The 23,220-nt window shown below is 44.2% G+C and carries 19 protein-coding genes and 1 pseudogene; 7 read left to right on the plus strand and 13 right to left on the minus strand.

Going from position 1 to position 23,220, the window contains the following annotated elements:
- Positions 1-98: 98 nt before the first annotated feature.
- Positions 99-3,555: pseudogene (locus ACFS6H_RS06455) on the minus strand (methylmalonyl-CoA mutase family protein).
- Positions 3,556-3,921: 366 nt separating this feature from the next.
- On the opposite strand from ACFS6H_RS06455, the gene ACFS6H_RS06460 reads away from it, so the two are divergent.
- The 3 genes from ACFS6H_RS06460 to ACFS6H_RS06470 all read left to right on the plus strand — a co-directional run bounded on the left by ACFS6H_RS06460 (position 3,922) and on the right by ACFS6H_RS06470 (position 6,835).
- Complete coding sequence (locus tag ACFS6H_RS06460) at positions 3,922-5,370, plus strand: RapZ C-terminal domain-containing protein (protein ID WP_386096446.1); 1,449 nt, start codon at positions 3,922-3,924, stop codon at positions 5,368-5,370.
- 77 nt (positions 5,371-5,447) lie between these two features.
- Positions 5,448-6,173 (plus strand): nucleotidyltransferase family protein, encoded by a 726-nt coding sequence (locus tag ACFS6H_RS06465; protein WP_386096448.1) that lies wholly within the window; start codon positions 5,448-5,450, stop codon positions 6,171-6,173.
- A 137-nt stretch (positions 6,174-6,310) separates the two neighbouring features.
- Positions 6,311-6,835, plus strand: a complete 525-nt coding sequence (locus ACFS6H_RS06470; protein WP_386096450.1) for a YceI family protein — start codon at positions 6,311-6,313, stop codon at positions 6,833-6,835.
- Positions 6,836-6,884: 49 nt separating this feature from the next.
- Here ACFS6H_RS06470 and ACFS6H_RS06475 read toward each other — a convergent pair whose 3' ends face one another.
- Positions 6,885-8,012 carry a metallophosphoesterase gene (locus ACFS6H_RS06475; RefSeq protein ID WP_386096452.1) on the minus strand — a complete coding sequence of 376 codons (1,128 nt, stop codon included), beginning with the start codon at positions 8,010-8,012 and terminating at the stop codon, positions 6,885-6,887.
- Between the two features lie 227 nt (positions 8,013-8,239).
- Positions 8,240-8,620 (minus strand): RidA family protein, encoded by a 381-nt coding sequence (locus ACFS6H_RS06480; protein ID WP_386096454.1) that lies wholly within the window; start codon positions 8,618-8,620, stop codon positions 8,240-8,242.
- 61 nt (positions 8,621-8,681) lie between these two features.
- On the opposite strand from ACFS6H_RS06480, the gene ACFS6H_RS06485 reads away from it, so the two are divergent.
- The 4 genes from ACFS6H_RS06485 (at position 8,682) to ACFS6H_RS06500 (ending at position 12,088) form a co-directional block, all read left to right on the plus strand.
- Positions 8,682-9,311, plus strand: coding sequence for a 3-hydroxyacyl-CoA dehydrogenase family protein (locus tag ACFS6H_RS06485; protein ID WP_386096456.1), 630 nt, complete (start codon positions 8,682-8,684; stop codon positions 9,309-9,311).
- Positions 9,308-9,973: a tRNA (adenosine(37)-N6)-threonylcarbamoyltransferase complex dimerization subunit type 1 TsaB gene (tsaB, locus tag ACFS6H_RS06490; RefSeq protein WP_386096458.1), complete on the plus strand. Its 666-nt coding sequence runs from the start codon at positions 9,308-9,310 to the stop codon at positions 9,971-9,973. The genes ACFS6H_RS06485 and tsaB overlap by 4 nt, the downstream gene beginning before the upstream one ends.
- Positions 9,974-10,050: 77 nt before the next feature.
- Entirely contained in the window at positions 10,051-10,389 is a 339-nt protein-coding gene (locus ACFS6H_RS06495; RefSeq protein WP_386096460.1) for an ArsR/SmtB family transcription factor, read from the plus strand.
- 292 nt (positions 10,390-10,681) lie between these two features.
- The gene (locus ACFS6H_RS06500) at positions 10,682-12,088 is read left to right on the plus strand and encodes an MBL fold metallo-hydrolase (protein ID WP_386096462.1); all 1,407 of its coding nucleotides are present in this window, start codon (positions 10,682-10,684) and stop codon (positions 12,086-12,088) included.
- Positions 12,089-12,151: 63 nt separating this feature from the next.
- On the opposite strand, the gene ACFS6H_RS06505 is transcribed toward ACFS6H_RS06500, so the two are convergent.
- From ACFS6H_RS06505 to ACFS6H_RS06550, 10 genes are all read right to left on the minus strand, one after another.
- Positions 12,152-13,033: a lysophospholipid acyltransferase family protein gene (locus ACFS6H_RS06505; RefSeq protein WP_386096464.1), complete on the minus strand. Its 882-nt coding sequence runs from the start codon at positions 13,031-13,033 to the stop codon at positions 12,152-12,154.
- Positions 13,034-13,059: 26 nt separating this feature from the next.
- Entirely contained in the window at positions 13,060-14,676 is a 1,617-nt protein-coding gene (gene nadB, locus ACFS6H_RS06510) for an L-aspartate oxidase (protein ID WP_386096466.1), read from the minus strand.
- Positions 14,677-14,882: 206 nt separating this feature from the next.
- Entirely contained in the window at positions 14,883-15,575 is a 693-nt protein-coding gene (locus tag ACFS6H_RS06515) for a lysoplasmalogenase (protein WP_386096468.1), read from the minus strand.
- 101 nt (positions 15,576-15,676) lie between these two features.
- Entirely contained in the window at positions 15,677-17,707 is a 2,031-nt protein-coding gene (gene ispG / locus ACFS6H_RS06520) for a (E)-4-hydroxy-3-methylbut-2-enyl-diphosphate synthase (RefSeq protein ID WP_386096470.1), read from the minus strand.
- Between the two features lie 310 nt (positions 17,708-18,017).
- Positions 18,018-18,650 (minus strand): tetratricopeptide repeat protein, encoded by a 633-nt coding sequence (locus ACFS6H_RS06525; RefSeq protein ID WP_386096472.1) that lies wholly within the window; start codon positions 18,648-18,650, stop codon positions 18,018-18,020.
- Positions 18,647-19,645 (minus strand): VWA domain-containing protein, encoded by a 999-nt coding sequence (locus tag ACFS6H_RS06530; RefSeq protein ID WP_386096474.1) that lies wholly within the window; start codon positions 19,643-19,645, stop codon positions 18,647-18,649. The genes ACFS6H_RS06525 and ACFS6H_RS06530 overlap by 4 nt, the downstream gene beginning before the upstream one ends.
- A gap of 119 nt (positions 19,646-19,764) precedes the next feature.
- Positions 19,765-20,601: a penicillin-binding transpeptidase domain-containing protein gene (locus ACFS6H_RS06535; protein WP_386096476.1), complete on the minus strand. Its 837-nt coding sequence runs from the start codon at positions 20,599-20,601 to the stop codon at positions 19,765-19,767.
- Positions 20,602-20,955: 354 nt separating this feature from the next.
- Positions 20,956-21,483: a hypothetical protein gene (locus tag ACFS6H_RS06540; protein WP_386096478.1), complete on the minus strand. Its 528-nt coding sequence runs from the start codon at positions 21,481-21,483 to the stop codon at positions 20,956-20,958.
- 79 nt (positions 21,484-21,562) lie between these two features.
- On the minus strand, positions 21,563-21,691 hold the full coding sequence (locus tag ACFS6H_RS06545; protein ID WP_386096480.1) for a hypothetical protein: 129 nt from the start codon (positions 21,689-21,691) through the stop codon (positions 21,563-21,565).
- 164 nt (positions 21,692-21,855) lie between these two features.
- Positions 21,856-23,139: a Y-family DNA polymerase gene (locus tag ACFS6H_RS06550; RefSeq protein WP_386096482.1), complete on the minus strand. Its 1,284-nt coding sequence runs from the start codon at positions 23,137-23,139 to the stop codon at positions 21,856-21,858.
- Between the last annotated feature and the right edge of the window lie 81 nt (positions 23,140-23,220).

A 23,220-nucleotide genomic window follows, 5' to 3' on the forward strand; every position in this document is an offset into this window, starting at 1 on the left:
GCTGCCGGATGGAAGCGGCAACCCGTAACAAGGTGAAGGGTTATAGCGTACAGCCGGGTATACTGATGAATAGTAGTACTACAGCTGACAGCCCCTGCTTACATATTTCGCCTGTATTGTCCGCCTACTTCATACAATGCATGGGTTATCTGACCCAATGAACAATATTTTACGGTTTCCATTAACTGCGTAAACAGGTTACCGTTTTGTACGGCTACCTTTTTTAAATCTTCCAGGGCCTGTTTGCTTTTTGTTTCGTTACGTTTATAAAAAGCATGCAGGTTATCTATCTGTTGTTCTTTTTCTTCTTTGGTGCTGCGGATCACTTCAGTGGGAATGATAGTAGGACTGCCTTTTTTATTCAGGAAGGTATTCACCCCTACAATGGGGTATTCGCCGGTATGTTTCAGCATTTCATAATGCAGGCTTTCTTCCTGTATCTTATTACGCTGGTACATTCTTTCCATGGCGCCCAATACACCGCCGCGTTCGTTAATACGGTCAAACTCGGTTAACACGGCTTCCTCTACCAGGTCGGTCAGTTCTTCCATGGCAAAACTGCCCTGCATAAAGTTCTCCGTTTTGGCCGCACCAAATTCGCGGTTAATGATCAGTTGTATGGCCATTGCCCGGCGTACGCTCTCTTCGGTTGGTGTGGTAATAGCCTCGTCGTAAGCATTGGTGTGTAAAGAATTACAGTTATCGTATATCGCATACAATGCCTGCAGGGTGGTGCGTATATCGTTAAAATCAATTTCCTGGGCGTGCAGGCTGCGGCCACTGGTTTGAATATGGTATTTTAATTTTTGCGACCTGTCATTGCCATTGTACTTATACTTCATGGCTTTGGCCCAGATGCGGCGGGCCACACGGCCGATCACACTGTACTCAGGGTCCATGCCATTGCTGAAGAAGAAAGAAAGGTTGGGAGCAAAATCATCTATATGCATACCCCTGTGTAAATAATACTCAACATAGGTAAAGCCGTTGGCCAGGGTAAGCGCCAGCTGGGTAATAGGATTGGCGCCCGCTTCGGCAATATGATAACCGCTGATACTGACACTATAAAAGTTACGTACTTTCTGTTCAATAAAATACTCCTGTACATCGCCCATTAATTTCAGGGCAAACTCGGTGGAGAAGATACAGGTATTCTGTGCCTGGTCCTCCTTTAAAATATCGGCCTGTACCGTACCTCTTACCTGGGCCAGCGCCGATGCTTTTATTTCGTTATATACATCGGCCGGTAATACTTCATCACCACTCAGGCCCAATAACGTCAATCCTAATCCGTTATTTCCTTCCGGTAACCTCTCCGGCGAGGAGGGGTTATAGTAAGCGGGTTTGGGTAAGTGGGCATATTTTTTTTCAAAAGCGGCTTTTACCAGGTCTTCTTTACCATTTGCCGTGATCCATTTTTCGCATTGCTGGTCAATGGCCGCATTCATGAAAAAAGCCAGCAGCATGGGTGCCGGGCCGTTAATGGTCATGGATACCGATGTTTTTGGGTCGCAGAGGTCAAAGCCGCTGTATAACTTTTTGGCATCATCAACCGTGGCAATGCTTACACCGCTGTTGCCGATCTTGCCATAAATATCCGGGCGATGATCCGGATCTTCGCCATATAAGGTTACGCTGTCAAAGGCGGTGGATAAACGTTTGGCCGGCTGTTCATTACTCACATAATGAAAACGTTTATTGGTGCGTTCAGGTCCGCCTTCGCCGGCAAACATCCGGGTGGGGTCTTCCCCTTGCCTTTTTAATTCAAACACGCCGGAGGTATAAGGAAATTCTCCGGGTACATTTTCCTGCAGCATCCATTGTAAAATATCGCCCCAGTCTTTATAACGGGGTAATACCACTTTTTTTATTTTGGTACCACTCAGGGAGGTAGTGGTTAATTCCTGTTTAATTACTTTATCCCTTACCTGGTATTCAAAAACATCCTTATTATATTTCTCCTGCAAGTCCTTCCACTGTTCCAATAGCTTTTTTACAGCCGGCTCCAGCTTACCCTCCAATTCCTGTTGTTTATTTTTTAAAGTTTCTAATGACATAAGTTTGATCTCCGCAAAACCCCTGTAAAAAAAGGTTTAATATTTTTGAACTGTATGTTGATGATTCAATGTGCCGGTGCGTGTAGCATCAGCTTATCATATCGATGGTGCCCTGCAGCTGGTACAATTTTGTAGCAATGTCACTTTGTTCTGTTGCCCATTTGTTATAACCACGCACGGCATCGGTAATTTCCGATAAATAGCGCACCCGCTTTGCCGGTATTACCAGGCTTTTGGTGGTTTCCTTATCGTTATGCTCGGCTATGGCCGCACCAAACTCAGTACCTGTTTTTTCTTTAATCACCTGTATCAACCGGGCAAACAGGCTATTCACCCCCGCATCATTAAACTGTGCGGCAATAGTGCCAATTACCGGTATATCCTCATTCTTTGCGGTAAATAACTGGTGATTGCGTTTATACTGTTTGCATACATCGTTATACGCATCCAGTGCACCGGCTTTATCAAACTTATTAATGCATACTACATCGGCATAGTCCAGCATATTAATTTTTTCCAGCTGCGATGCGGCACCATACTCCGGTGTCATTACATACATGCTCACGTCGCAATGATCCAGTATCGACGCATCGCTTTGCCCCACACCTGCACTTTCCAATATCACCAGGTCATAACCTGCGTTCTTACAAATATTAATGGCTTCCTGTACATAACCGCTTAAAGCCGTGTTATCGTCACGGGTGGCCATACTGCGCATATAGGCACGGCTATGTGAGATGGCATTCATGCGTATCCGGTCGCCCAGCAGGGCACCCCCGGTTTTTTTCTTGGATGGATCTACGGAAATAACAGCAATGGTCTTATCCGTAAAGCTGTGCAGGTAACGCCTTACAAACTCATCGGTTACTGATGATTTACCGGCGCCGCCCGTGCCGGTAATACCCAGTACGGGTGCTGTACCGGTAACCGTAATATTATTTTTATCACCCAGTCCTAATTCGCTCAGGCTAATGGCCCGGGCCAGTTTTCTTACATCTTTGGCCTCGCCCAGCGGCAGTTCATTACCCCATTGCGCAGGGGCGCTCCAGTAAGTGTGTTTTGCAGCTTTATCCGGCGTGGTAAACGCCGGTGGCGTACAGGCATCAATCACATCCTGTATCATGCCTTCCAGGCCCATTTTACGGCCGTCATCGGGACTATAGATCTTGGTAATGCCATAATGGTGCAGTTCGTCAATTTCCTGTGGCAGGATGGTTCCGCCGCCGCCCCCAAATATTTTTATATGCCCGCAGCCGTTCTGGGTCAGCAGGTCCCTCATGTACTTAAAAAACTCCACATGCCCGCCCTGGTAGCTGGTAATGGCAATGCCGTGTGCGTCCTCCTCAATAGCGCATTCCACAATTTCGTGCACGCTGCGGTTATGGCCCAGGTGAATGATCTCGGCCCCCTTGCTCTGCATAATGCGGCGCATAATATTAATAGCGGCATCATGCCCGTCAAACAGGGAAGCGGCAGTAACAATCCTTACTTTATACATGTACTAAACAATCTGGTTAAGCTACAAATTTAGTCAAAAAACTAATGAGTGTTAGTGTTGTTTGCCGGTAATGTTTTTTATGGCCCCGGCTGCAGTAACAACGGGCATCGTTCCTTGCGTCGCACACTTGTGCTGCAGTGCATGCATCGGCTGTTAAAATACTTTTTAAAGAACAAATAGTTTAATCCAGAGCTGGGAAAAATATTGGGGGAGGCTGGTCATGGTTCTGGTATCACAAACCAAAGCAAAATACCGGACCGGTGATATTGGTGATGTTTGTAAACAAAATACAAGGCTACTTTTTAAACATAAAACAGTTTAACCCGTAGCGGGAAAAGGTTGCGGGAGGCTACTTATATTTGCAACATGCAAGAAATGATTGAAGCCGTTAAACAGCTGTATTTTTCGTGGAAAGGCGAGATGCCCCTGTCGCTGGATGTATTGCCGCAATCGGGCAGCGAACGCCGGTATTTCAGGTTATACGGCCCTGGAAAAAGTTATATCGGTACCTATGGTGCCAACATCAAAGAAAATGATACGTTCAAATACTTTACCGACCATTTTAAAAGCAAGGGACTGACCGTACCGGAAATATATGCGTTCAGCCAAAACGGTGAAATCTATATACAGGAAGATTTTGGTGATATATCCTTACTCAACCGCCTGGAGAAGGAAGGCTTCTGTGATGCAGTGTACAACCTGTTCAAAAAAAGTTTAACGGCACTGGCCAACCTGCAGGTGCAGGGAGATAAGGGACTGGATTATAAACGTTGCCTGACCAATACCGAATTCGGCAAACAGGCCATTATGGCCGACCTGCTCTACTTTAAATATTATTTTTTAGATGCGTTGCGTAAGCCTTACGACAAGCAAAAACTGATAGATGATTTTGAAGCACTGAGCACTTACCTGACCCGCACCGAATACAAATACTTTATGTTCCGCGATTTTCAAAGCCGGAATATTATGGTGAGTGAGGATGATAATGTGCACTTTATCGATTACCAGGGCGGCATGAAAGGAGCGCCGCAATACGATGTGGCTTCCATGTTATGGCAGGCCCGGGCCAACCTGCCTGCAGCATGGAAAGACCAGCTGCTGGAAGATTATATGAATAGCTTTGAGGCATTATTGCAGGAGCCTTTGGACCGTAACCTGTTTAAAAACCAGTACAATGGTTATGTACTCATTCGTTTATTACAGGTATTGGGCGCTTATGGCTTCAGGGGCCTGTTCGAGCGTAAGGCCCAGTTCTTAACCAGTATTCCGCAGGCATTAAGAAACCTGCGCGAATTTTTCGAAAACCAGCACCTGGGTATCTCGGTACCTGAATTTAAAAAAGTACTGGACATCTGTGTGGCCGATGAAGTGATCGCCCAGTTCACCCCTACACAGGCCAATGAATCAACACCACTGGTAGTGAAGATCTGCAGCTTCTCCTATAAAAAAGAACTACCCAAAGATGATACCGATAACGGCGGTGGCTTTATGTTCGATTGCCGGGGCATTTTAAACCCTGGTCGAATTGAAAGTATGAAATCAAAGACCGGCCGTGATAAGGAAGTGATAGATTACCTGGAGCAGCAGACAAAAATGCCCGATTTTTTAAACAGTGTATTTGATATTGTGGACATGACCGTGGAACAATATATTCAACGTGGCTTTGCAAGCCTGATGGTATCGTTTGGCTGCACCGGCGGTCAACACCGCAGTGTATATGCTGCCGATGCCATGGCCCGTCACCTGCGAAATAAATTCAAGGTAAAGATCGACCTGAAACATTGTGTACAGGACGAAAAGCAATGGGTTAATTAGTTCATGGTTCATAGTTAATAGTTCATAGCAGGTAATTCATAATTCATCATTTATAATTCCTAATTCTTCATCAAAGCATGTCTCTACAAACAGCCATGATATTTTGCGCGGGACTGGGCACCAGGTTCAAACCCTGGACAGACAGGCATCCTAAAGCGCTGGCCATTGTGAATGGTAAATCCTTGTTACAACGTAATATTGAATACCTGCAGCAGTTTGGTATAAACAGGGTAGTGGTGAATGTGCATCACTTTGCACAACAGATCATTGATGCATTAACAGAAAATAAGGGCTGGGGCAGTGAATTTATTATCAGCGATGAGCAGGATCTGGTACTGGAAACAGGCGGTGGTTTATTAAAGGCAAAACATTTATTTACGCCGGGCGAAAGTTTTTTAACCCTCAATGTAGATATACTTACTGACCTGGATATTGCCGCTTTTTATAACTTCCACCGGAAAAATCAATCATTGATCAGCCTGGCGGTTAGCGACCGGAAAACCAGCCGTTGTTTTGTATTTGATGATTACAACCGTTTAACAGGCTGGCGTAACCTGCAAACAGGCGAAGAGCGTATGTCCATACCCACCATAGGAGGGAATAATAAGGCCTTTAGTGGCATCAGTATTTTTAATTATGATTTCTTTAATTTCCTGCGTTTACAGGGCAAGTTCTCCCTGGTAGATGCTTACCTGGGTTTAGCCAAAGGGCATTTAATTGCAGGGTTTGATCATAGCGGTGGTAAATGGGTGGATGTGGGTAAACCCGAAACCGTTGCTGTAGCCGAAGGATTATTCCCATAATACAACAGTTTATACCCGTTTTTTTCCTTGACCTACATCAACTGTTTTTCTTGCGATAGGTCATTGTTGGCCTCCTGTTTGCCATACTATTTTTGCAATATCAAAATATCAAAAAACAAACAGCAAAAAATAATATTATGGCAACAACAAAATGGGTTTTAGATCCCACGCACAGTGAATTACAGTTTAAGGTTAAACACCTGATGATCACCAATGTAACCGGTACTTTACCAGCTATCAGCGGCGAGGTAGAAAGTGATGGTGATAACTTTACAGCGGCATCCGTAACTTTTTCGGCCGACCTGAGTGCTATCTCTACCAACAACGACCAGAGAGATACCCACCTGAAAAGTGGTGACTTCTTTGATGTAGAAAAATACCCGGCTATTTCTTTTACCAGCAAATCATTTAACGCAGCTGACGAAAAGATCACCGGTGAATTGACCATTCGTGATATCACTAAAACAGTTACCCTGAATGTAAGCTTTGACGGTACTGCCAAAGATCCCTGGGGTAATGAAAAAGCAGGTTTCTCTTTAAATGGTAAGATCAACCGTAACGACTTTGGCTTAAGCTGGAATGCCGCACTGGAAACTGGTGGTGTACTGGTAAGTGAAGATGTAAAAATCCACGCTGAGTTACAATTTGTAAAACAAGCATAATTTTATACGGCAATTATATAAAAAAGGGAAGCTGGTAAAGCTTCCCTTTTTATTTTGTTTCGGTCAAAGGTTGTTTATTCTCTTCGGCCAGTTGTGTCAGCGACATTTCCTCTAAAACAATTCGCCGGGTACTATTATCTTCCTTCTTCCATTTTATCAGCCTTAACCAGCCATCACTGATCTCAATACCGGTAATATCCCCGTCACTGTAACAGCAACAGCCCGTATTAAAGTAACCGGGCCTCATGGTGAGGTAATCAACAGACAGGGTTTTATATTCCCTTTCCCGTCTTTTTATTTCAGCCTCAAGCTCCGTTACCTTCTCCTGCAGGTTGTTTTTTTGTGCATATTGTAGCTGTTTATACAGCCTTTCCAGGTGGGTAAGGGATGCAAATACGGGTTGATGGGTATGACCGGTGATAAGCATGGTATCTTTATGTTCGGCACTCCATTGGTACATGATGCTGTTATGCAGGCTTTTTACTTCATCGTAAAAGGCAGGGGAGTTAGGGTTAATGTCCAGGTAACTTTGTAAAGGCGCCCAGATACGGGCTACAAAAAACTTACTGAACCAGTTGCCATCACTTTGCAGATCGCCCTGGTGGCCATGGGTACAGAGTATCTGTAAGGGCGTATCATTAACAATAGTGGTGAGTATAACGCCTTCGTGTATTGGCACTTTGTAGCCAAACATATTCTTTAAGTAATAACCGGCCAAAGGGTCGTTTGCCCATAATAGGTCGTGGTTGCCGAATATTTTTACATGCCGCTCAACAGTAATGAATTCTCTCTCGGCTGCAAAAGTGGCCGCATTGTGTTTTTTTACTTGTCCCAGCGAGTTTTCCCAAAGCTCCTCGCTATCACCCAGGTTAATAAAAAAATATTGCGCTGTTTTATAATAGGCCAGGGCGTCCAGGTAATTCCTTTCTGCCGGGGCAAAGTCATCGGCGCCGTTACGGGCACCCTTATGCTGATCGGAAAAAATAATGAACCGGTCGGTATCCGCCCGGAAGGGTATCACAAGACCCTTTTTATCATTGCCGCTGATGATAGCTTCATGCAGCGTATTTAAGGCTTTAAAAATTCTTTCCTTATCCGGCTTTGATGAAAAACGGTTACTGGCCCAGGTTACGGGTTTAAATAAAATACGACGTAATATGCGTTGTATAAAGGACAAAACCGGGATTATAAAAGTGAAAACTAAAGCTATAACCGCAATACCTCTTGGTGGTCAGGTATGCTGCAGCTATAACTCCGCTAATTTACCGTTCATGTATAAAATATCTCATTATGACCAATAACCGGCAGGCCTCATAAAACCATTATTGGTGGTCATAATACCTGTACAAACCCGGCCGGTAATCACATCCTATGATAAAACTGCCGGTCTTTGTTCAACCGTTTTTATTTTACGGCCAGCATACTGATCTCTACATTCACAAACTTGGGTAAAGCTGCCACCTGTACGGTTTCACGGGCAGGGTAATCACCGGTGAAATAACTGCCGTACACCTCGTTAATCTCAGCAAAGCGATGCATATCCGTGATAAAGATGGTGCTTTTGATCACGTTGGAAAAATCCATACCGGCCGCTGTTAATATGGCTTTCAGGTTTTTCATGCACTGGTGTGTTTCGGCCTGTAAATCAGCATTATTGAGGCTGCCGCCAATAGGGTCAATGCAAATTTGACCGGAAATATACAAGGTATCATTTACCAGTATTGCCTGGTTATAAGGACCAATCGGAGCCGGTGCATCGGGAGTATTAATGACCTGTTTTGCCATATTTCGTTAATTTCTTTCAGGCGAATATACCTTTATGCATTTTCTTTGCAAAAAATAACGCATGCAAATTACGGTCATTACCAATCCTGCATTAAAGCAGGAGCTGTTACAACAGGTTACCGGGGAACAGGCATTAACCGGTGTACAGTTTGCAGCATCTGTAAGCGAGGTACAGCCCCATGCAGCGGTAGTGATCGATTTGTTGTTTACGGGCAGTGAAGAAGAAATCAAACGATTGCATGCATTGCAGGCGGGACTGGTGATCGTTCACGCACCATTGGTAACTTTGCCGCAGCTGCCGGGTAATTTTGCCCGTATCAACTCCTGGCCCGGTTTTTTACAACGTAATTTAGTAGAAGCGGCAACAACGGCTCCGCTCCGGATACAGGTAGAGCAGGTATTTCAGCGGTTTAATAAAAAAGTATCATTTACTGCTGATGTGGTTGGTTTTATCAGCGCCCGTGTAGTGGCAACTATTATTAATGAAGCTTACTTAAGTCTTGCAGAAGAATTAAGTACAAAAGAAGCCATTGATACGGCCATGAAAATGGGAACAAACTATCCTTATGGTCCTTTTGAATGGGCGGGTAAAATCGGGAAAGAAGAACTGGCCGGTTTATTAAAACTGCTGGCACGCGAAAAATCCCGTTATACGGTAGCACCTTTATTAGTTCAAGAAATAAACGAATGAGTTTACTATTACATATAGATACAGCCCTGGGTAAGGCAACTGTAAGCCTGGCAGCCGGGGAAACATTGATCGCGGTGAAAGAAAACCAGGATATGCGTGACCAGGCAACATGGATACATACTGCTATTCAGAACCTGTTGCAGGAAAATGGTTACACCACTGCATCCCTGAGTGCCATAGCAGTAGTGGCAGGGCCGGGTTCCTATACCGGCTTACGTATTGGCCTGGCTACTGCCAAGGGTTTATGTTACGCTTTGCAGATTCCGCTGATCACCATAAATACCCTGGAACTGATTGCGCAGGCAGCGCAGCCACAGGCAACCGACCTGGTTTGCGCCATGATTGATGCCCGGAGAATGGAAGTATTTATGGCTCTTTATAATAAGGCGGGGGAAGCTATTATTGAGCCGGAAGCGAAGATCATTACTGCAGATAGTTTTGCCGATATACTGGATCAGCAGTATATAGTATTTGCCGGCAACTCCAATGCCAAGGTGAGTTCTGTGATAAAACACCCCCATGCAGTTTTTTTGGAAAATAACTATACAGTTACCGATATTTGTGCCTTTGCCAACCGGATGTATCAAAATGGATCATTCACCGGTCTGGCATACGCTGAGCCATACTATGTTAAAGAATACTACAGTACGTCCGGAACGTAGGGCCATCTTTTTTCCATCTATCCTATTAATCTAAACAAAATCTAATTATTTGACCATCAAACTTAATGAAAAGTACCATGAGCAACTATTTGCTAACATTCAGCCCTAACGGGGACCAAAAAACACCTATTGAAGTTGATTTGCTCAGCGTTAAAAAAGCTGCCCTCATTTATCGTGCTATCAACCACAAACTACGTCAACAGATCCTGAAACTTATTGACGAAACGGCTAACATTACTGTTACCGATATCTACGTTAAATTAAGACTGGAACAATCTGTTGCCTCTCAGCACCTGGCCGTTTTACGTAAGGCCGGCTTTGTCGTTACCAATCGTGATGGCAAGTATATTCATTATGCGGTTAATAAAGAACGTATGCATGAATTAAACCAATGTATCGAAATTTTGTTAAAGTAGTTTAACGGTTACAATCCTATAGTAAGGTTTGATAGACGGATGACCGGTAGCAGCAAAACTGTTATCCGGCATTCCATTTATTGTACAGGAACAAACAAATACGCTTCACCTGAACTAATGCCTGAATAACAGGTTGTTAGCGTAAAAGTTACCAAAAGTATAAATGTTTGTTCCATACCGGCCTGAACCCTGGCGGGCAATCAGGGCTCAGGGCAGGTTTGCCGCGGTTTACGGGCAATCCTGTTGTATATTTGTAGCCGGTTACAAACACATAATATAAATTTTGAGCATTATGTTTATCAAACAACTATATACCAATTGCCTTAGCGAAGCAGCTTACTATATTGAAAGTGAGGGCGAAGCGGCTATTATAGATCCCTTGCGTGATATTGATGAGTATTTGCAGCTGGCAAATGAGCGTAAAGCCACCATCAAATATATTTTTGAAACCCATTTTCATGCTGACTTTGTCAGCGGACATATTGACCTGGCCAAAGCCACAGGGGCTGATATTATCTATGGTCCTAATACGGAGGCAGGTTTTACTTTTCATGCAGCCAAGGACAATGAAGTATTTAACCTGGGTAAACTGCAGATCAGGGTATTGCATACACCGGGGCATACGATGGAATCATCCTGTTATTTATTAAAAGATGAAACAGGTAAGGATCATTGCATCTTTACCGGCGATACACTTTTCGTTGGTGATGTGGGCCGTCCCGACCTTGCACAACAAGGTACTGTAACCACTGCCGACCTGGCGGGTATGATGTATGACAGTTTACAAAATAAGATCGTTCCCCTGGCGGACGATATTATAGTTTATCCTGCGCACGGACCCGGCAGCGCCTGTGGTAAAAACCTGGGTCCGAATACCTACAGCACTATCGGTACCGAAAAACAAAGCAACTATGCTTTAAAGGCAAAGGATAAAGAGGAGTTTGTAAAAGTGGTGACCGATGGCATACCACCGCCTCCTGATTATTTCCCGGTAAATGCAAAGATCAATAAAGAAGGGTATGCTAATATTGATGCGGTAATTGAACAGGGAATGACAGCACTACCTGTTGCTGATTTTAAAAACCTGTCACAGAAAGGCGCCATTATTTTAGATACCCGCCGTGCAAATGTATTTACCCAGGGTTTTGTACCGGGTAGTATTTTCATCGGGCTGGAAGGCCGTTTTGCCGAGTGGGCAGGTAGCCTGTTACCGTTTGACCAAGATATGATACTGGTAACCGCCGCAGGCCAGGAGAAAGAAACGATCGTGCGCCTGGCACGTGTAGGTTTTGATAAGGTAAAAGGTTACCTGCAAGGTGGTTTTGAGGCATGGGCTGCAGCCGGTGAAAACATTGAAATGATCATTGATATTGAGCCGGACGAACTGATGATGGATATACCTTTTGACAGTAACCTGGTAGTGGTGGATGTAAGAAAACCTAACGAATTTGTAGAAGGGCATTTAAAAGATGCTGTAAATCTTCCGCTGGCCGATTTAAAGGATACGGCTTTAATCGCCAATATCAATGAAACGGATAACCTCTATGTTCATTGTGCAGGCGGGTACAGAAGTGTGATCGCCTCCTCCCTGTTGAAACGCCAGGGCCTGCATAACCTGCGCAATGTGGTAGGCGGCTGGGGCGTGATCAAAGATCAGCCTAAGGCACAGATCGTGAAAGAAGCCAGTGTGCTTAATTAAGATGAAATAATTAACATGGAATATAAGAAGGGGTGACATTGTCACTCCTTCTTACGTTTTGTATCAGCCGAAATATTTATCTGCATACTCATCTTTAAACTCATGCTTCCAGCGCCGGTGGCTCCATAACCACATATCCGGGTATTCGCGTACTACCTTTTCAATATAGTGCGCAAATTTCCTGGTGAGCTCCACTTCCGTGCTTCCGGCCGGGTGTTCCTCTGCCAGTTCAAAAACCACTTTATAATAGCCGCGTTTTATTTTATGAATAAAAGCGAAAAATACAATGGTATCATTGGCTATCGCATTTTTTGCCGGGCTAAGGGTAAAGGGGGTTTTGCGGTTGAAAAAGTTAAACCAAAGGCCCTTAGAAACCGGCCATGGGTTTTGGTCCGCCACCAGCCCCAGCAGGTATTGCTGGTTACGGTAAGGGAGAAAATCTCTTTTCATATCATGGGCACTTAATAATATGGTGCCTGCGCGGGAGCGGATCTTACGGAACAATTTATCCAGCGCTTTATTTTTAATAGGCATATACACACCTAAAAAAGTATAATCAAGATTTTTACCGGCTGCTACATTGGCCCATTCCCAGTTAAAGTTATGACCCAGGTGTACCTGTACACTTTTACCGGTTTGTTTATACGCGTTAACCATTTCCCAGTTGCCCTGCATATGGCGCAATATAAATTTATCGGAGGCCGAGAGTAGTTTGATCGTTTCAATAAAATAATCGATCAGGTTTTTATAAAACTGTTTGGCGATACGTTTTTTTTCGGCATCTGTTTTTTCAGGAAAGGCAATGTTCAGGTTTTTAAAAATAACATCCTTCCGGTAGCCAATTACATAATAACCCAATAAAAATAAACCGTCAGCTATAATATAAAGTACCCGTAAAGGCAAGATGGATATTAACCAGAATAAACCATAATAGATGTAATACATGTAACCTGAAAATTTAAAGAATAAACTTATAAAACAATGTTCTGCACCAGTTCGTTTTTCTCCGGGTAGTCTGTGTTAAAATGTAAGCCCCTGCTTTCTTTGCGGAAAGCAGCGCCTTTTACGATCAGGTAACCGACGGTAATTAAATTACGCAGTTCTAACAACTGGGGCGATACGGAACTGCTTTGGTATAACTGTTCCGTTTCTTCCCATAACAGGTCCAGCCTTTTCATGGCACGTTTTAAACGGATATCGTTACGCACAATACCTACATAATCGCTCATTACCTGTTGCAATTCCTTCAGGCTCTGGGTAATTAAGATCATTTCTTTGGGGTCAGTAGTGCCTTTGGCATCCCAGGCCGGTATAGCATCGCCGGGCCATACAGCCGATTCTTCAACCGCCGGGCGACCGATAATATCCAGGTAACAACGGTGTGCAAATACCATGGCTTCCAGCAACGAGTTACTGGCTAAACGGTTAGCGCCATGTAAACCGGTACTGCTGCATTCGCCGCAGGCCGACAGGTTTTGTATAGAGCTATGTCCCCATTCATCTACTTTTATACCACCACAGCTATAGTGAGCAGCCGGTGCTACCGGTATCATCTGGTGTGCAATATCAATACCTACGCTTTTACATTTTTCGTAGATATTGGGAAAGTGATCTATAAACTTGGCCACATCAAAATGACGGCAATCAAGCCATACATGTTCGGTACCCGTACGTTTCATTTCACTGTCAATGGCTCGGGCAACAATATCCCTTGGGGCAAGGTCCTTACGTTCATCATACCGTTCCATAAAAGCCTCACCATCCTTATTACGTAAAATACCGCCGTCGCCCCGTACCGCTTCAGTAATTAAAAAGGCCTGGCCGCGTAAACCTGCTTCATACAGGGCAGTAGGGTGAAACTGGATAAACTCCATGTTCTCTATCTTTCCCTTGGCCCGGTATACCATGGCTACACCATCGCCGGTGGCAATAGCCGGGTTGGTAGTGGTGCGATAAGCCTGGCCGTTACCCCCGGTAGCCAGTAAGGTATGGTGTGATAATATTTTTTCAATGCGATTGGTCACCAGGTTTAATACATATACCCCGTAAGCTGTAATATCCGGCGTTGATTTTGTCACCAGGTAACCCAGGTGGTGCTGGGTGATAATATCAATAACAAAACAATGTTTAACAATTTCAATATTGGGCTGGGCCTGTACCGCTTCGAGTAATGCCCTTTCCATTTCCCAGCCGGTAATATCCTTATGGTGTATGATCCTGAATTCGGAATGCCCGCCTTCTTTGCCCAGTTTATAATCGCCGTCTTTCTCTTTATCAAACCTGGCGCCCCAGTCTATCAATTCCTGTACACGGTCCGGTCCTTCTTTTACAACAATTTCTACTACTTTTTTATTACAAAGGCCATCGCCGGCTATTAAGGTATCATCTATATGTTTTTCAAAACTATCATTCTCCAGGTCGTTTACAACTGCTACGCCCCCTTGTGCATACTTGGTATTGGTTTCGTCGGCGTTCGCCTTGGTAATGACCAGTACCTGTTTAGCAGGGTAATATTGTGCCACCTTCAGGGCATAGGTCAATCCGGCAATACCGGAGCCGATCACCAGGAAATCAGTTTTTCTTTCCATGTACGTTATTTATAAAAAACACAATTATTCCGCTGATAGTTCATTGCGGCAATGTTTAACTGCAAATATCCGGAAATACCGGGGATAAGTAACAGGCCGGGCGGTTAGTTTTGTAGCAATAACAGATTCATTACGGTGATCAGGAAATCCGCAGGGAGTATTACAGGTTTCCAGGGACAGAATAAAGCTGCAATGCCGGCAAGTGTTTATTGTTTTTTAGGAGTAACAGCCGTTTCGCCAATATACACCACCGCTCCACGGATCAATTGCCATTGTGCCAGGGCATAAGTTAACATGATAATAAAGGAAGCGGCGGAAAAGGGTTGGTAAAATTTGTTAATGGCCAGTACCGAATCGGAAATAACAAATAGCATGGCCCCCGATATAAAATGAGCGGCAGCCACTTTGTATCGCAGGAGATACATATGCAGAGCAAACCAAAGCATGGTGCTGATAACAAAACCATATACCAGCACGGGTATCAGCATTGCGTTTAAATGTGGTAACAGGAAACTGATCAGGCCGGCATAAAAAATAACGACCAGTAATAAGAGTACCGGCTTTATTTTCAGTTGTTGCGTTATCCAGATACGGTAGAAGAAAATAATGTAAAAAATATGCGCTATTAAAAAAGCGATCAGCCCGCCGATAAAAAAGGTCGGCTGGCCGGCCTGGAACAGCAGCAATACATCACCTATCCAGGAAAAGAATAAAGCCGTAATAATATAACGTTTTAAAGGGGATGGCGTGAATAAAGAAGCACTGATAAAAAACGCCGTTACACAGGGTATCAATAATGGCTTGGTAATAACGGTAACCAACTCGTTGTGTATAACAATACCAACAAGGTGTATGGCCAATACCATAAAGAACAGGCACACAAAGTAAAATCTTTTCATAACAGTTGCTTGTGGGTAACAAGCCTACATGTTAGTAACCATAAAGGTTATGGCATGACAAGGCAAGCAGAAAAATTCAATTACTATGTAAATATACTGGCTTAAACTGTTTCAGCGGCCACATCTACCCAGGCGTCATTTTCTTTTAACAGGTTTATTAACTCTTCTACGGCCACTTCACTGTTCACGTTCCGTTTCACTACCTCTTTGCCCTTGTAAAGGGTTATTTTTCCCGGCCCGCTGCCCACATAACCAAAATCAGCATCGGCCATTTCACCGGGGCCATTTACAATACAACCCATGATGGCGATTTTAACACCTTTTAGGTGATTGGTCACCGAACGGATCTTTGCCGTAGTTTCCTGCAGGTCAAACAAGGTACGGCCGCAACTGGGGCAGCTGATATATTCCGTTTTTGAAATGCGGGTACGTGTGGCCTGTAAAATACTGAAAGCCGTATTGTTGATAAACTGCTCTACCGATTGATTACTGCTGTAGTTACGCCCCGATGAATTAACAGAGGCATTGGTATATGCTGTGGCCGACATGCCCAGGCATATTCCGTCACCAAAGCCATCTAACAGCAAGGCTCCGGTTTCTGTACCATAATGTATCAGGTGTTCATCCGGCGTATTCCAATTGCTGTCAGTAATTAATATTACGGGGTTCTTTATATCCCGGCTTTGCAGTTCTACCAGCATGCGGCGTACCGATTGCATGGCATTTTTATTGGTACTGCTCAGGCATAATACAACGGTGGGGTCATTGGCTAAACTGTCAAGATGGGTAAAATCATTCAGGTCGGTTTCATCGTTGAAACAATCGATCATGACAAAATTGACCAGGTTGCTTTTTTGCGCAGCAGTAACATAACCGCTATCCTGGAAAATGGGAAAATACTTGGTTTTATCTGTTGCCTGTAACCAGGTATCAGGATAAGTGATCACTTTTAAAGTGCCGGGTAAAGCAAAATCAATGAGCTGGTTGCCGGTAAAAATATAATCCGCTGCTGCATCGCTGATGCTCCATTTATCCAGTGCTTCATTATAGGTATAACCAATGGTGCGTAAATGTTCCGGGGTAATACTGTTTTGTTTGCTGAAATCAGCTATCACTACAGGCACATGTTTCGCTCCCATATTATCCACGGCAAAGGTCTCACGGCGTTTATAAGCCAGCGGGTTATAAGTAGGTTTGCTGGTGGGGAAACCGGGAACTGTACCGGTGGTATAAACAGTATGATCCGGCTGACCCTCATAGCGTTTTACCAGGTCGCGGCAAACGGGTATTTCAAACTCCGGGTCTTCGGTCAGCGAAACACGAACGGTATCACCAATGCCATCCTCTAATAAGGTACCAATGCCAACCGCCGATTTTAAACGGCCGTCTTCGCCATCACCGGCTTCGGTAACACCTAAATGCAGCGGGTAACATTCGTTAAACTCCTCCTGCATGGTCTTTACCAGCAAACGGTAAGCCTGTACCATTACCTGCGGGTTACTGGCTTTCATGCTCAGTACAATATTGTGGTAGTTCTCGTAACGGGCAATACGCAGGAATTCCATGGCGCTCTCCACCATTCCCATCGGGGTATCGCCATAGCGGCTCATGATACGGTCGCTCAGCGAACCATGATTGGTACCAATACGCATGGCCGTGCCATACTCTTTGCATATTTTTACCAGCGGGGTAAAACGTTCCTGTATCCTTTCAATTTCCTCTGCGTAATCGGCATCGGTATAATCAATTAATTCAAACTTCTTTTTGTCAACATAATTACCGGGGTTCACCCTCACTTTTTCAATAATACGGGCCGCAATCTCAGCCGCATTCGGGGTAAAATGTATATCGGCAACAATGGGGGTGTTATAACCGCGTTTACGCAATTCATTTTTGATCACCAGCAGGTTTTCCGCCTCCTTTTTAGAAGGGGCAGTAATGCGTATCAGTTCGGCACCTGCCTCAATAGAACGGATGCTTTCCTCCACCGTACCCATAGTGTCCATGGTATCCTTGGTGGTCATGGTTTGTAACCGGATAGGGTGAAAATTGCCCAGTAACAGGTCACCAACTTTTACTTCTCTGGTTGCCAGGCGTTTATATTGTGTAAGTGATGTAGTATATAATTGCATGATATTGTGGATAGCCCGATTAACAAATTAAGGCCGTTTGCCGTTTTTTAAGCAATAACAAAGGTAATAAACGGGAACGAATGCAGGAAAAGGGAGTAGGCAATTGAAAATTGACAACGGACAATTGACAATGAGCAACTGACAAAGAACAATACGAAGAAAACACACATTGTCTTATCTTCTTTCCGGGCTTTCCAAACCTCCTGAACTTTCAGTAATCGCATTCATCACTCACCGCTCATATCATAATTTATAATGCTAAAATCCCAAATCTGAAATTTGAAATCTTAAATCTTAAATCCCTCTCTCCCTACCAATCCTTCTGCACCCCGCCAGTCCCTTCTTTTGACTTCTGGTTCTGTAAACGCTCCTGGATCTGTTTTTCTTTTTGACGCAGGAGTTCCAGTTGCTGCTGGGCCTGTTTTTGCTTTAACTTGGATGGTTGCGGCGTTTGTTGTTCCTTTTGCTGTTTCTTGTTTTCTTCCTTTTTCTTTTCCGGGGGAGGTTGTTTTGCTTTTAGCTCCAGTAATGCTTTTTGCAGGTTCTCCCGGGCCTCTGTATCGTCGGGGTTAAGCCTTAAAGCCTGTTTGTAGGCTTCAATACTTTCAGGTAGTTTTTGGCCGGCAGAAAAGATCACCCCTTTGTTATAATATATTTTGGCCAGCAACTCTTTTTTAATACTGTTATCGGCAATAAGCTGGTTATACAATTGCAGGGCTTCATCCCCTTTTTTTTGTTTGTAGAGGGCATTGGCCTTATTGTATAAAGCTACCTGGGCGTGTTTATCGGTTGCCGGTACTTTCGTGTACATTTCTTCGGCCTTTGCATATTCCTGGCTCTGGTAAAGCTGGTTACCGTCTTTTATATCCTGTGTGCCGGTGGTTTGTGCTAAACAGCTACCGGTTATGATCAATCCTGATAATATGGTGCTTAACCGCCTCATGCTCTTTTTTTTGTTTCAGGTATAAAAAGTTCAACGATCAATAACAACAACATGGCCCCGGCAAACCACCAGAAATAGGTTTGAAAGCTCATCAGTGAAATATCGCCGGTTACCTTTTGTTCAATCTGGGCCAATTGTGCCTGAATTTGTTTGGCCGCCTGTTCGCTGCTTTGCAATTGAACATAAATGCCATTGGTAACACGGGCTATATCGGATAATTCTTTTTCGTTGAGTTTGGTAATGACCGGGTTGCCCATTTCGTCTTTTTTAATATCGCCGGTTGCTGCATCGGTGATATGGGCGCCCTGTGCCGAGCCAATGCCCACGGTGTTCACCATCAAGCCATGGGTAGCAAGGTCCGTGGCCTGGGTTAAGGCCGAGGGGTCATGATCTTCTCCATCAGATAAAAGGATAACAGCTTTATACCTTGTTTCCGAAGCTTCAAAAGCTTCATAGGATAGTTTTAAAGCATCACCTATTACCGTACCCTGGGCAGCCACCGCATTAGGATTAGCAGATGCTACAAACATCTGGGCCGAGCCATGGTCATGTGTAAGGGGCATCTGCAGGTAAGCTTTTCCCGCAAAAAGGATCAACCCGATACGGTCATTGGGCATCTCTTTCATTAAACGGTAAATAAGCTGTTTGGCCCTTTCCAGCCGCGAAGGAGCAAGGTCGGAGGCCAGCATGCTTTTACTTACATCCAGGGCAAAAATGATATCAATGCCTTTACGGTTAACGCCGTCAGGGCCACCGGGTTTGCGTAAATTCATAACGGCCAGTACACCAATTCCGAATGCCAGCAGTACCAGTATAAACTTTAACAGGTACCGCGACCTGGAAAAATTATACATAAGGGAGCGCACCAGGCCGGGTTCACCCATAGCCCTGATGCTGCGTTTTTTCCAACGCTGTAATCCTGTAAAAAGGAGCAGCAACAAAATGATGCCGCCGAAAAGCCAGATAAATTGCTGGTATTGAAACTGGAATCCCAATGATAATAACTTAAATAAACAGTGATAATATATTGGCAAACAATATACAATTATTGCACCGAAAAAAGAAAGCGACCTCCCGGCCGCTCTCTTTTAGGTAATCAGTTACCTGGTAAGGATTACATATTCCCTTCAAAAAAGCCCAGGTGTTTTAATATATTGTTTAAGATCTTCATCCGGTTCTGGTGCATTTTAAAATCCTTATCCTTCGACTCGATATTTAAGACAAAAAAGTAAGGATGTTTATTTTCTTCGATCCAGCCCACTACCCAGCCCATGCTGCGGTTTTCACCGGGAAAGCCCCAGCCGGTTTTATAGGCCAGGCGGTAATTGGCATTGTTTTCAAATAACATGGCATTCTTTACTTTTTCCTGGTACAGGTTAAAGAAAGGCAGCTGGTTGAAATATAGTTTTTTTACAAGGCCCAGTTGTTCGTCAGGCGTAACTTTCAGGGTATTATCCAGCCAGAAAGAATCAATGGGCGATTTGATCTTGAACAGGGTATCTTTTTTCCCGGCACCATAATGTAAGGAATCTAACCAGGCCTGCATACGCTCCGGGCCAATACGGCGGGCTACTTCCTGGTAATAGGGCAGGGATGATGCCCTGAAAGCCTGGTACATATTCAGGTCCTTATTCCATTCTTCATTCCAGCTGGGAACGCCGTTCCAGGGAATAACCATGCTATCGCTGCTGATAACCCCGGTTTGCAGGCCTATAAGGGAGTTGACAATTTTAAAAGTGGAAGCCGGCAAAAAGGTACTGTCGCGGTAGCGGGATAAATTATATACGGTAAACTCACCGGTGCCGTTATTCATGATCCCGAAACATCCGTCCACATTATACTCATCAAAATATTTTTTAAGGGTATCGTCCTTCTTTACATTATTGGGACTACAGGCATTAAACGCAAACGCCATGATGGCTAAGAGACAGACAAGGATAGTCCTTTTCATTCCAAAAATTTTTGCAAAAGTACTACTAAGCAGCCAGAATGACGGTGTAAAACATGTGGTTGGCAAAGCCTTTTTAATACAGGCGGCTATTACTGTAACTATTTTCTCAAAAAGCCAAAAATGAGACAAAAAGAGCAACTTATTGAAAAGTAATTGCGGGCGGTTTAACATAGCTTCGAACTACAGGAAAACTAAACAAACTCATCTATTGAATACAGGGGATAAAATGATATTGAAATAAGTTGCTATGGATTCAAGAGCCTTAGACTAGTAAATAGCAATGGGAATGAGCGGTTGTCTAGCCGCTCAAACTTTTTAATGATTACCCCTGAGTACCTATTTTTTATGATAAAACTACTTCCTGTATAATACTGCTTGCTGATAAGCATACACCGCATAATTATTCACTGCCGGCGAATCCTCCGTACCCTTGCCGGTGGTATTGAGTGGCTGTAAGCCCATGGTATAAAACTCTACCACAAGACTATCGCCCTTTAACTGATAACAATTATTAATAATACTGCTGCCAACAGAAAAGCTGCCGCACAGTTTATCGGCCACAAAAAACTGGTCCAGTATAATGCCGTTGTGCTCATCAATAACCCAGTGTTTCTTAGCGGCATCTTTCAGTTTTAAGGTATAGGGACGCTGATCGGTTTGCGGGGCCTGGTAAATGATCTTCCAGCTCCAGGTATTGGCGCTGTCGCCCGGTAAAATATGTAACTCCATATTCACCTGCCGGGCAGTATCTGCTCCTGTTTTATACCAGCTTAATATACCCTTCCATTGCCCCTCCCAGGATTGGGGGAAGGACGGGGTTTGTGCCATGGCAATAACAGAAAAACACAGGATAAACAATAACAAAAAAGCAGGACGTAACATATGCAGATTTTCGCTAAAATAACAAATCCCGGCTTATTAACCGGGATCAATACGAATGGAAATTATTGGTGTAATATAATTACAGGTAAATGCCATTTTTTAAACGGGTATGTTTTACTCCCTGGCAGTCACGCTTGGTAGCAGCACAGGACGAGAACATAACCACCAGTGAACCAACAAGGGTGGCCAAAAGAAAAAACTTCTTCATAACTAAGTTTAAAAGTGTACAATAAAATTTAGGGTAATTTCTTAGGAAGAGTTGGTTGTATTAGCAGAACGAGAATAGTGCCAAACTATTGCATAGATACTAAAAAATCGGCATTATTTATAACTGCTCATCCGGGTATCGTAAGTTTACGATGGCTGGTGTGATTAACTGATCTCAAATAACTCCTCCCAGCGGGTGGTATACCGCGGGCTCCGGTGCTCCTGGCGCATCTTCCAGTCGCGGGTAGTGCCACTGCTCGCAAATTTTAATATATCGTCGCGCTGGCTGAAATTAATATTATCAATCATATCCATCAGCTTACGTTCCCCGTTTTTATGTTCGGTCACAAACAAATTACCCTGTATGGAACTATCGGGTACAATATGGCTCAGCATTACCCCGGCTTTTTTATATACCTGGCCCTGTTCAAACAGGTCATCTACCAGCTGTACGGCCGGTTTAATTAACTCGTTGGTGGCCGATGTGGCCGTGGGTAACATAATATGTTTACTGATGGTGCCTGTTTGCCGGAAGTTTTGCTGGTGGCTCTGGTCCTTGGTCACCACAAAAATACTCAGCCCTTTGGCGGCACAATACTGGCGGCGTAACTTCTCAGCTGCCCGCGAAGTATAAGTGGCAATGGCTTCCTTAATATCGCTGATAGTGCTTACAGGCGTGCCAAACATACGGGTGGTAGCGATCATTCTTTTATTCACCAGCTCCTCTTCCAGGTCCTTGGCCGGTATGGCGTTCAGTTCTTTTATCAGCCGTACACCTACCACCCCTCCTAACTGTTTATGGGCAAAAGCTTCACTCATCCGGCTCAGCTGAAAAGCATCATATATCCCCCAGGTATCCACCAGTTTTTTGGCGTATTGCCTGCCCACACCCCATATATCCTTCACCGGGGTACGGTGTAAAACATGCTGTATCCTTTCCGGGGTATCCAGCACCACTACACAATTTGTTTTTTGTTTGTTTTTTTTAGCCCAGTTATTGGCCATCTTACACAATACTTTGGTGGGGGCCACACCAATCGATACTTTTATACCCGTCCACTGTTCAATAGTGTGCCGCAGGTAAAGAGCCATTTCCCTCAGTTCATGTGCCGGTACATGGCCCAGTTCCACAAAACATTCGTCCACCGAGTACACTTCCACATTACGGGCGCCTACCAGTTGGCGCAGGGTTTCCATCACCCGCCAGCTGAGGTCGCCATATAAATGATAATTGGAAGAAAACACCGCTACTTTGTGTTTATTGATGATAGGTTTGGCCATAAAATAAGGTTCGGCCATGGGTATGCCCAGGAGCTTTGCCTCATCACTGCGTGATACAATACAGCCGTCGTTATTGCTTAATACAACAACAGGCTCAAGGTCCAGGTGCGGTTGAAACAACCTTTCACAGGAGCAATAAAAATTATTACAATCAACAATGGCTTTCATGTTACGCTGTATTATAGCGGTATCTTTTTTTGTGTTACCAGCTGTGGTTTTTCATGGCATCTTCGTTGCGTCGCACACTGC

It is taken from the genome of Terrimonas rubra (assembly GCF_042686025.1).
In the GTDB taxonomy this organism is placed as follows: domain Bacteria; phylum Bacteroidota; class Bacteroidia; order Chitinophagales; family Chitinophagaceae; genus Terrimonas; species Terrimonas rubra.

What these genes read in the sequence shown, in the direction of transcription:
- ACFS6H_RS06460 (WP_386096446.1), top strand. Translation starts at nt 3,922, where the DNA reads ATGCAAGAAATGATTGAAGCCGTTAAACAGCTGTATTTTTCGTGGAAA.
- ACFS6H_RS06465 (WP_386096448.1), top strand. Translation starts at nt 5,448, where the DNA reads ATGTCTCTACAAACAGCCATGATATTTTGCGCGGGACTGGGCACCAGG.
- ACFS6H_RS06470 (WP_386096450.1), top strand. Translation starts at nt 6,311, where the DNA reads ATGGCAACAACAAAATGGGTTTTAGATCCCACGCACAGTGAATTACAG.
- ACFS6H_RS06480 (WP_386096454.1), bottom strand. Translation starts at nt 8,620, where the DNA reads ATGGCAAAACAGGTCATTAATACTCCCGATGCACCGGCTCCGATTGGT.
- ACFS6H_RS06485 (WP_386096456.1), top strand. Translation starts at nt 8,682, where the DNA reads ATGCAAATTACGGTCATTACCAATCCTGCATTAAAGCAGGAGCTGTTA.
- tsaB (WP_386096458.1), top strand. Translation starts at nt 9,308, where the DNA reads ATGAGTTTACTATTACATATAGATACAGCCCTGGGTAAGGCAACTGTA.
- ACFS6H_RS06495 (WP_386096460.1), top strand. Translation starts at nt 10,051, where the DNA reads ATGAGCAACTATTTGCTAACATTCAGCCCTAACGGGGACCAAAAAACA.
- ACFS6H_RS06500 (WP_386096462.1), top strand. Translation starts at nt 10,682, where the DNA reads ATGTTTATCAAACAACTATATACCAATTGCCTTAGCGAAGCAGCTTAC.
- ACFS6H_RS06505 (WP_386096464.1), bottom strand. Translation starts at nt 13,033, where the DNA reads ATGTATTACATCTATTATGGTTTATTCTGGTTAATATCCATCTTGCCT.
- nadB (WP_386096466.1), bottom strand. Translation starts at nt 14,676, where the DNA reads ATGGAAAGAAAAACTGATTTCCTGGTGATCGGCTCCGGTATTGCCGGA.
- ACFS6H_RS06515 (WP_386096468.1), bottom strand. Translation starts at nt 15,575, where the DNA reads ATGAAAAGATTTTACTTTGTGTGCCTGTTCTTTATGGTATTGGCCATA.
- ispG (WP_386096470.1), bottom strand. Translation starts at nt 17,707, where the DNA reads ATGCAATTATATACTACATCACTTACACAATATAAACGCCTGGCAACC.
- ACFS6H_RS06525 (WP_386096472.1), bottom strand. Translation starts at nt 18,650, where the DNA reads ATGAGGCGGTTAAGCACCATATTATCAGGATTGATCATAACCGGTAGC.
- ACFS6H_RS06535 (WP_386096476.1), bottom strand. Translation starts at nt 20,601, where the DNA reads ATGAAAAGGACTATCCTTGTCTGTCTCTTAGCCATCATGGCGTTTGCG.
- ACFS6H_RS06540 (WP_386096478.1), bottom strand. Translation starts at nt 21,483, where the DNA reads ATGTTACGTCCTGCTTTTTTGTTATTGTTTATCCTGTGTTTTTCTGTT.
- ACFS6H_RS06545 (WP_386096480.1), bottom strand. Translation starts at nt 21,691, where the DNA reads ATGAAGAAGTTTTTTCTTTTGGCCACCCTTGTTGGTTCACTGGTGGTT.
- ACFS6H_RS06550 (WP_386096482.1), bottom strand. Translation starts at nt 23,139, where the DNA reads ATGAAAGCCATTGTTGATTGTAATAATTTTTATTGCTCCTGTGAAAGG.